8 protein-coding genes are annotated in these 8514 nt (G+C 71.8%); 4 read left to right on the top strand and 4 right to left on the bottom strand.

The genetic code is table 11. The features are described from left to right. Positions 1-151 precede the first annotated feature (151 nt). The gene (locus GWK61_RS50390; protein WP_194921040.1) at positions 152-337 is read right to left on the bottom strand and encodes a hypothetical protein; all 186 of its coding nucleotides are present in this window, start codon (positions 335-337) and stop codon (positions 152-154) included. A gap of 117 nt (positions 338-454) precedes the next feature. On the opposite strand from GWK61_RS50390, the gene GWK61_RS50385 reads away from it, so the two are divergent. The 3 genes from GWK61_RS50385 to GWK61_RS50375 all read left to right on the top strand — a co-directional run bounded on the left by GWK61_RS50385 (position 455) and on the right by GWK61_RS50375 (position 4113). Continuing rightward, positions 455-1897 carry a hypothetical protein gene (locus GWK61_RS50385; protein WP_194921038.1) on the top strand — a complete coding sequence of 481 codons (1443 nt, stop codon included), beginning with the start codon at positions 455-457 and terminating at the stop codon, positions 1895-1897. After that, positions 1894-3279, top strand: coding sequence for a hypothetical protein (locus GWK61_RS50380; RefSeq protein ID WP_194921037.1), 1386 nt, complete (start codon positions 1894-1896; stop codon positions 3277-3279). The genes GWK61_RS50385 and GWK61_RS50380 overlap by 4 nt, the downstream gene beginning before the upstream one ends. Before the next feature lie 75 nt (positions 3280-3354). Next, positions 3355-4113: a class I SAM-dependent methyltransferase gene (locus GWK61_RS50375; protein ID WP_194921036.1), complete on the top strand. Its 759-nt coding sequence runs from the start codon at positions 3355-3357 to the stop codon at positions 4111-4113. 157 nt (positions 4114-4270) lie between these two features. Here the strand turns inward: GWK61_RS50375 and GWK61_RS50370 are convergent, their stop codons facing one another. From GWK61_RS50370 to GWK61_RS50360, 3 genes are all read right to left on the bottom strand, one after another. Next, complete coding sequence (locus GWK61_RS50370) at positions 4271-5035, bottom strand: nucleotidyltransferase domain-containing protein (protein ID WP_194921035.1); 765 nt, start codon at positions 5033-5035, stop codon at positions 4271-4273. 30 nt (positions 5036-5065) lie between these two features. After that, the gene (locus GWK61_RS50365; protein WP_228564303.1) at positions 5066-6277 is read right to left on the bottom strand and encodes a cytochrome P450; all 1212 of its coding nucleotides are present in this window, start codon (positions 6275-6277) and stop codon (positions 5066-5068) included. 157 nt (positions 6278-6434) lie between these two features. Continuing rightward, positions 6435-8039, bottom strand: a complete 1605-nt coding sequence (locus tag GWK61_RS50360; RefSeq protein WP_194921033.1) for a glycoside hydrolase family protein — start codon at positions 8037-8039, stop codon at positions 6435-6437. A 92-nt stretch (positions 8040-8131) separates the two neighbouring features. Between GWK61_RS50360 and GWK61_RS50355 the strand changes: the two genes are divergently transcribed. Further along, positions 8132-8514, top strand: a 383-nt coding sequence (locus GWK61_RS50355; RefSeq protein ID WP_194921031.1) for a GNAT family N-acetyltransferase, incomplete at its 3' end; no start/stop codon positions are given.

The following is an 8514-nucleotide window of genomic DNA, read 5'->3' as shown; positions in this document are numbered from 1 at the left end:
ATGTGTATAAGCGACAGTCCTAGCCCTAGCCGACCCCGACATAGACCGCGCCCTCTTCGGCCGCCTAGAACAGCTAGGCATCCCCTGGGTCCGCTCCGCAATCCTCCGCGACCGCCTCGGCTCCAACGGCGAGCCGATCGTCCCCCCCGACCTACGCGCCAAGCTCGCCGCCTTCCTCACCACCGCCGTCCTCCCAATCTCCCCAGACCACCTCGCCGACACCGACACCGGCGACCCCGAGTTCGAACTCCTCCGCGTCCTGGCCGGCGCCCGCGACCCGGCCCTGTCCCTCACCGCAGCCCGCGTCCTCGGCCTCCCCGGCCCGATCCCCACCCACCAGCCCGGCTGGCGCGACCAGTCCTGGGTCCAGCGCTGGGACCGCCCCGGCGCCGGATCCCGCTCCTGGCGCCTGGATTGGGACGAGGTACTAGCCCTAGCCGCCGACCACGACGCAGTGGCCGGCGACCGCGGCCGCTTCCTCGGCCGCGTAGCAGGCCTCGACGAAGCCGCCGCACGCGAGGACATCCCCGCCGACGTCCGCCACCAGCTCCTCGCCAGCTACCCGCAGGCCGCCTGGCACGTCGGCGCGCCCGACGTCACCACGCTCCGCCGGATCGCCACAGCCGTAGAAACGCTCCGGGACCGATGGGACGGCTTCGAGGAACACCCCGAGTTCGGCACCGCCGTCAGTGAACTGATCATCAGAGGTCTGTCTCTCGGCTCCTTGACCGCGGCCGACGTCATCGAACACGCCGTCCCGGCCAGCGCCGTCCTGGACCTGACCTGGCGACGCACCGCCGACGACATCCTCCCCGCCGCCCGAGGCCGCGCCGACCTGGCCGAAGAGCTGCGTGCGCTCCTCGACAGGCGCCTCGGCGACGACGTGCCGCTGTGGACCGCCCTGCTCGTGCGCTCCTTCATCTGGACCGGCACCGTCGCAGAACTCATCGATTCCACCGCCGTCCTCGGCCCGCAGCAGGCCATCCCGGACGAGGACGAACTCGACGAGGCAGCCGAGGACGTCCCCAGCGCCAACGTGCTCCTAGCCTTCGCACGCCCGCACGTCGGCCTGGAGGTCCTGTCCGACGGCCCCGGAGAACTGAACTCCTTCGAGCTGGCCCTCCTGGAAGGCAGCCCGCTGGCCCCGGGCCTGGTAGCCCGCGCGCTCGCCGACGACGCCGGATTCGACGCCCGGCGCGCCCTCGCCGCCAACCCGGTGACGCCGGCCGCCATCCTCCACCGGCTTCTGCACGACCCGGTCGACCCGATCGGCACCCGGCTGGCCATGCTCTACGACGTCGCCGACCCCGGCGTCCGCTACGCCGCGCTGGAAATGCTGGAGCAGTCCGGGACCGCGTGGCCGCAGATCCTGCACTTCGTCGAGAACATGGGCGAGGCCAGCGTCTACCAGCTCATCGCCGCAGCCCCAACCACCGAACGTCTGCACTTCCTGCTGAAGAAGTTCGGTCGGTATCTGGGCCCTGACACCTCCCTGCTGCTCTACGGACGTCTGGCAGCGGAGGCCGGACCGGAGCCGGTGTGGGACGCCGCGATGTCCGCGCCGAACGGGCTGGAGTACGCGGGCTCGTCCGTACGGGCCTCGATGGCCAGCGGCGACATCGAGCCGCTGCTCGCCGGTGCCGGCGCGGTCGCGCAGACCGACATCCCGGGGGTCACCGTACCGGACCCGGATCTGGCGTACACTCCGCATCCCGACGATCCCGCACGCTGGCCTTTGGAAAACGCGGTGCGGCAGCATCTTGACAACGACGCACACCGGTGGCGGATCATGGTGCGCCGGCTGATGGAAGCCGGCCCCCTGGAATACGCGCAGCTCGTCGATCTGGTCGAGGCGGTCGGCGACGGTGCCGGGGAGGCTGCGGAGGGGGAGCCGTGAACCGAGTCGAGGACCGGGGACGCCCGGGGCACCCCCAGGGCCGCCAGCCGACCCCGCCGGTGCCCTCGCACCCCACGATCGACGACTACGAGCGGGCCGTGGCGGCCTTCCGCCAGAGCCCGAACCCGGCCGTGGAGTTCGGCTACCTGCGCGAAGTGGCGCTGGTCGGGGCCCGGCTGGGCACGATCCGGCCCGCGGATATCGTGCGGCACGTGTGTCCGGCCGCGGTCGCCGTGACGCTGGTGATGGAGCCGGAGATCGTGACGGTTGGCGACGCCGTCACGCGCGCGATCCTGCGCGGCGACAGCGCGGGGCCGCAGTACTGGGCCCGGATGGTGCGCGAAGTGGACACCGCCCGCACTCCGCTGGCCGCGCTGGTGAAGGCCAGGCCTGATTCCGGGCGCGGCGTCATCGCCCGCGGGTTGCGCCGCTCCGCGCAGGACGAGCGCGCCGCCGCGGACATGTCGGGGCAGCGCTGGCGAGCGGCAAATGTCGTCCTGGCGCTGGCCCCGCCGCTGGCCGCGCGGGCGTTCCTGGCCTCGGGCGCGACGATGCACAAGGAGCCGTCCGAGGCGGAGCGGACCGCGTTGCGGGAGCAGGCTTCGCTGATCCTGGACATGGCCTCGCAGGCGCCGCTGTGCCGGGAGCTGGTCGGGCACGCGTTCGGGTCGCTGGGGGACACCGCGCTGCGGATGCGGCTGGCCGAGAACCCCTTCACGCCGGACAGCGTGCTGGCCCGGCTGGCGTGCGAGCACGACACCGAGCCCGAGGTCACCCGCGCGGTGCAGGTGCACGAGTTCGCCGGCGGGACTGCGCGGCGGCTGGCGTTCCAGGCGGTGCGCGACGAGCCGGAGGCGGTGCTGCGCGGGCTGCGGGCGATGCTGCGGTTGTGCGGGGAGGAGGCGTTCCTGGAGATGGTCGAGGCCGCGCCGCAGGAACAGGTCGCGTGGGTGCGCTCGGTCGTGGCCGCCGCCGGCCCCGATCTGACGCCGGCCACCCGGCTGCGCTCGTACGTGCGGCTCGCCGAGCTGTCCGCGCCGGAGGTGGCGTGGGCGGTCGAGCTGAACCGGGCCGGCTCGCTGGAGCGGATGATGCCGGTGGTCCGGGCGTCGATGGCCGAGGGGACGGCGCAGCCGATGCTCGCGGCGGTGCGCGAGGACAAGGCGGCGGCCGCGGCGGCGCGCCGGGTGGCGGCACGGTCGGCGGGGCGCGTCGGCGGGGCCCGGTCGGGGCGCGGCGCTCATCTGGACCCTGAACGAGCGGACGCGCACGGCGGGCGGTCGAGCGCGCAGGCGCAGGCCGAGCGGCACCGGGTCGCCGCCGCGGAGATGAAGCGGTGGCGCAGCGAGGGGGCGTTGGACGATCCGGTCCCATTGGTGTGAGGCTGTGGGGGTTGCGGTCGCGAACGATCGGGACGCCGCTGGGGCACCACCGGACGCTATTGACAGGCTACTGAGATGCGCTCGTTCTACGACGACCTGGCCGACGACTACCACCTGATGTTCCAGGACTGGGACGTCAGCATGGAGTATCAGGCCACTGTGTTGTCCGCGGTGATCGAGGCGGGCACCAAGCGGTCGGCGGGGCGCGTGCTGGACTGCTCGTGCGGGATCGGGACGCAGGCCATCGGCCTGGCGCGGCTCGGCGGCGCGAGCATGATCGGCACGGACCTGAGCCCCCGGGCCGCGACCCGCGCCGCCCGCGAGGCCACGGCGCGCGGCGTGAGCCTGCCGACCGCGGCGGCCGACATGCGCGCACTGCCGTTCGCAGAGGGCGTGTTCGACGTCGTGCTCAGCGCCGACAACTCCGTGACGCACCTGCTGACACCGGACGCCCTCACCGCCGGTCTGGCCGAGATGCGCCGCGTCCTGCGCCCCGACGGCCTCCTGGTCCTGACCGTGCGCGACTACGACGAACTGCGCGCGAAGCGTCCCACCACGACATCGCCGCAGGTCTCCGAACAAGAGGCCGGCCGCGCCATCGCCTTCCAACTGTGGCACTGGCACCCCGATGGCGAGCGCTACGACATGGAGCACTTCCAGCTGGTGCCTTCCGGCGGCGACCAGTGGGACGTGCGGGTCCGGCGCGCGACGTACTGGGCTCTGACGCGCGCACAGCTCGCGGAGTTCGCGACGGCGGTCGGGTTCCGGGACGTGCAGTGGATCGAGCCGCCGGATTCCGGGTACTACCAGCCGATTCTGACGGCGCATCGGTGACGGGGTACCTGGTCAGGCGCGGCTGCGCGTCGCGCGATCGCAGGCTTCTGTGAGGAGGCCACAGGTGCGCGACGGGCTGTCGTTGTTCTGCGCTTGCTTGGCGGCTGGGCTGTTTGAGTGAGGCTTGCCGGCGTCGTCGCACAATCCCGGCGGCCGCTCACCCCTCCCAGAAAGCCTTCCGCACCCGCAGCACCCAGTCCTCGGCCGCAGCCGTGTCAGCCTCCTGCGGTAGCACCGAACGCGCCGTCGCGAAGCGTTCCTCGGCGTCGGCCATGAAGGGGCGGGCGGCTTCGGGGTCGGCGGCCACGCGTTCGCCGAAGGCGCGGTAGCGCTCGGGGTCGGTCAGGCGGATGGTGACGTGGCCGGTGGTGTAGAGCTCGTGGCCCTGGTCGACCAGGCGCATGAGGTGGCGGGCGTGCTTGGCGATCTTGCGGTGGGTCCAGGTGGGGTCGCGGGACAGGAGTTTGCGGAACTGCTGGGTGGCGTAGCCGAGGTAGGCGTCGTGGACGCGGGGTGCGGACAGCAGCGAGGTGCGCAGGGCGATCGCCTCGTCGCCGAGGGGTGTGCGCAGCTCGTACAGGTCGTCGGGGAGCCACAGGAGTTCCGACGCGGTCGGGTTGCCGCCGAGGGCCAGGCGGGCCAGCTTCGCCGCCTCGTGGAACGTCACGTCCGGGGCCGAGGTGACGTGGCTGTCGCGCGGCGTGTGCAGGCCCAGCAGGGACAGCGTCGGGGCCGCGAACATGCCGAGGCGGTCCACGTCCGAGCCCGGGCCGGACAGCCCGTAGGCGGTGGAGCCGACGATGCCGGACAGCAGGACCGTGCCGGGCTCGAAGCGGTCGAAGTCCGGCCTGGTGTCGGCGACGACCGTGTCGGTGCTGGCATCGGCGCCGGCGTCGGTGATCACGTCTTCAGCCTGAGTCATGGCGGCATCTCCCCCGGAAAGCGGAAAAACTCAAGTCACCGTAACAGGCAGGTGCTCGTACCCGCGAAGGACAAACCGCTGGTTCCGCGTCGGCGCCCCGGCCGCCGCCAGCGCCGGGAACCGCTCCAGCAGCCGGGGGAAGCCGATCGCCGCCTCGGTCCGGGCCAGCACCGATCCCACGCAGAAGTGCGGTCCGGCCCCGAAGCTCAGCGGGCCGATCGCGGTCCGGGTGGGGTCGAAGCGCTCCGGCTCCTCGTAGCGGCGGGCGTCGCGGTTCGCCGCGCCGATCATCAGCGCGATCTCCGCCCCCGGCCGCACCGGGACGTCGCCGACCGACAGGCCGTCGGTCAGCGCGATCCGCGTCGTCAGCTGCACCGGTGAGTCGTAGCGCAGGACCTCCTCTGCGAAGCCGGCGTAGCGCAGGTCCCCGCGCCGCAGGCCGGTGCCGACCTCCGGGTGCTCGAACAGCAGGCGCACGCCGTTGCCGAACAGGTTCGCCGTGGTCTCGAACCCGGCGATCAGCAGCAACGCCAGGTTGCACAGCAGCTCGGCCCCGCTCAGCCGGGAGCCGTCGGCGTCGCAGACCGCGATCAGGGCACTGACGAGGTCGTCCTGCGGACACCTGCGGCGCTCGGCGAACAGCCCGCCGAAGTACAGCTCCAGCTCCAGCCACGCCGCGTCGGCGCCGTCCAGGCGGCTCAGGTCGTCGACGTAGTCCAGGACCGCGGCCAGTTCGGTGGCCAGTACCCGGAACGTCTCGCGGTCCTCGGCCGGGATGCCGAGCAGGTCGCAGATCACTGAGACAGGGAGCTGATAGGCGAAGTCGTCCATCAGATCCACGGCCGCGCCGTCCGCGCCGGCCTCGGCCACCCGGTCCAGCAGTGCCTCGACGGCCTGCTCGATCATCGGCTCCAACGCCGCCACCCGGCGCGGGGTGAACACCGAGGAGATCAGGGAACGCATACGTCCGTGGTCGGGGGCGTTGGCGTAGATGACCGAGCGCTCCATGCTGCGCAGCGACGGCCTGCGCTGCTGCTCGTCGTCCCAGGCCCGGCCACGCCAGTCGACGTCCCAGACCCCGAACGAGGCGTTGCGCAACACATGGTCGCACTCGTCGTAGGACGGCACCATCACGAAGCCCTCCGCGGCGTCGATGACGGCGCCCAGCCGGTGTGCCTCGTCGTAGAGCGGATAGGGGTTGTCACGGCCTTCGACGGTGAGCAGCGCCGCCATGATGTCCATCGGCTCCATAAACGGCAGAACGGCCGCGCGGCCCGGGAATGTTCCCGGGCCGCGCGAATTTATCTAAGCGTTCTTACTCACCTGAGTCAGGAGTCTTACTAGCGCTTGCTCCCGCCTGACTTCGGCTGACCGTTTCCCTGCTCAGTCCCGCTTGGTCCTACTTGGTGGTCAGCGTGACCGTCAGGATGCTGCGGTAGCTGGCCAGGTCGCTCGCGCCGACCGTGTACAGCGTGTTCGGGTCGGTGCCCAGCACCGTGCCCGGCTTCGGCAGCGGCTTGGGGGTGCGGTAGCCGGCGAACACCATGGTCGCGGTCTTGCCGTCGTGGCCCAGGACGACCTGCGGGCCGTAGATGCGGCCGCTGTAGTACAGGCCCGGGGTGGTCTGCGGGAACGAGGTGTCGACCGACAGCAGCGGGTTGGTGAAGCCGTCGACGGTCTTCCAGTTCACGCCGTCCTTGCTGGTGGCGTAACCGATGTAGTGGAAGCCGTCGCTGTCGCCGTCGTAGCAGTTGCCGCCGGCGTAGAACAGGCCGAGGGTGCCGTCGGGGTTCTTCACCACGGTGCCCGAGGGGCTGACGAACCGGGTCGCGGTCGCGCTGGTGCTCTCGTTGTCACCCAGGCCCGAGACCGGGCCGTTGTCGGTGAAGTGGATGCCGTCGTGCGTGGTGGCGCTGCGCACCGTGGAGCGGTCCTCGTTGTTGCCGAAGTACGGCGCCTTGTTCTTGCCCTCGCCGATCTTGTTCAGCGTGGCGAACGGGACGGCGCACGCGTTGGCCTGGTCGGCGGTCTTGAAGTAGTTCAGCTGCTTCTCGACGTAGAGCACGGTCACCGAGCGGCCGTCCTTGGCCGGGAGCACGCCCAGGATGCCGTCCGGGGAGACCAGGCCGGTGGTGGCCTGGGTGTCGGCCGGGACCACCGGGTAGGTGCCGGCCGCGGCGCCGCTGGCCGCGGTGCCCGTGCCACCGGTGCAGCCGACGAACGAGGTCGCGGTCGAGTCGGTGCAGCGCACGTCCTGCAGACCGGCCGAGGTCTGGATCCGGACCGTGCCCGGGATCTCGAACGCCGAGGTGTCGGCGGCCGGGATCGTGGCGGCCGGCAGCGTCACCGCGGCGGTCAGCGTGGTCTTCGCGCCGGTGCCGACGGCCTGCGCCGAGGGCAGCTTGGCCAGCGGGTTGTGCGCGTCGGCGTCGATCCGGTGCACCAGCAGCTGCGAGCCGGGGGTGTCGGCGGTCGGCCGGGTCAGCGTGTACAGGAAGTCCTTCCCGCCCACGTGCAGCACGGTCGGGTGGCCCTGGCCGTCGTCGTTCAGCGCCGGCGAGGGGCACTGGCCCTTCTGCGACTCAAGAGCCTGACCCTGGTAGGTCCAGGTCTTGCCGCCGTCGTCGGACTTGGCGGCGAGCACCGCCTCATCGGTGTCCTTCGGCCGGTAGTCGAAGAAGCCGCGCAGGTGCTGCCCGCTGCCGGTGACGTTCGGGAAGTAGGCCGGCTGGAACAGCTCGGTACCCGGGTTGCGCGTGACGTTCCCGTTGGCGTCGCAGTAGCCGGCGGTCGGCGAGCCGTACGTCGCCGGCGTCTGGCCCAGCGTCCACGGCCCACCCTTCAGCGTGGCCGGCGTGACCTGGCCGGACAGCTTCCAGGTGGTCGGCTGCCCGTGGTGCCGGCCGGCGGCCATGGCCGTGGCCGGGACCAGCAGGGCCGAGCCCACGGCCAGGGCGACCGCCGAGACCGCGAGGCGTCGTTTGGACGCGAGGTAGATTCTCATGAGGCGGAGTTCTATAACGCTTGGCCGAGGGATCGGTGAACTGCGGTTATATCTGACGCGCATTCACGTGAACACTTTGTGAGGAGAGACTCGTGCGGATCCGCGTCGGTGGCCCCGAGGACGTCCCGCTGATCCTGCGCTTCGGGGACGAGGCGGTGGCGTGGATGAACGCCCGGGGGAACACCGGCCAGTGGGGGACCGAGCCCTGGACCGGCAACGCGAAGCGCCGGGAGGGGTTCGAGCAGCGGGCCGGCACCGGCGGGCTGCGGGTGCTGGAGGACGAGGACGGGACGCCGCTCGGAGCCATGGTGATCACCGAGGAGCGGCAACCGTACGTGCCGGAGGCGGAGGAGCAGGAGTTGTATGTCAACTTCCTGATCACCTCGCGGCGGCACGCGGGTCGCGGGGTCGGGCGGACGCTGGTCGAGCGGGCCAAGCGGGAGGCGGCGGAGCGGGGGATCGATCTGCTGCGGGT

This window comes from Catenulispora rubra, from assembly GCF_015356825.1.
Taxonomy (GTDB): domain Bacteria; phylum Actinomycetota; class Actinomycetes; order Streptomycetales; family Catenulisporaceae; genus Catenulispora; species Catenulispora rubra.
Note: the sequence above shows the minus strand (reverse complement) of the source record. Positions and strands in the feature narration are given on the sequence as shown.

Bases quoted from the DNA above. Each gene is read 5' to 3' on its own strand.
- GWK61_RS50375 (WP_194921036.1), top strand. From the start codon at position 3,355: ATGCGCTCGTTCTACGACGACCTGGCCGACGACTACCACCTGATGTTC.
- GWK61_RS50370 (WP_194921035.1), bottom strand. From the start codon at position 5,035: ATGACTCAGGCTGAAGACGTGATCACCGACGCCGGCGCCGATGCCAGC.
- GWK61_RS50365 (WP_228564303.1), bottom strand. From the start codon at position 6,277: ATGGACATCATGGCGGCGCTGCTCACCGTCGAAGGCCGTGACAACCCC.
- GWK61_RS50360 (WP_194921033.1), bottom strand. From the start codon at position 8,039: ATGAGAATCTACCTCGCGTCCAAACGACGCCTCGCGGTCTCGGCGGTC.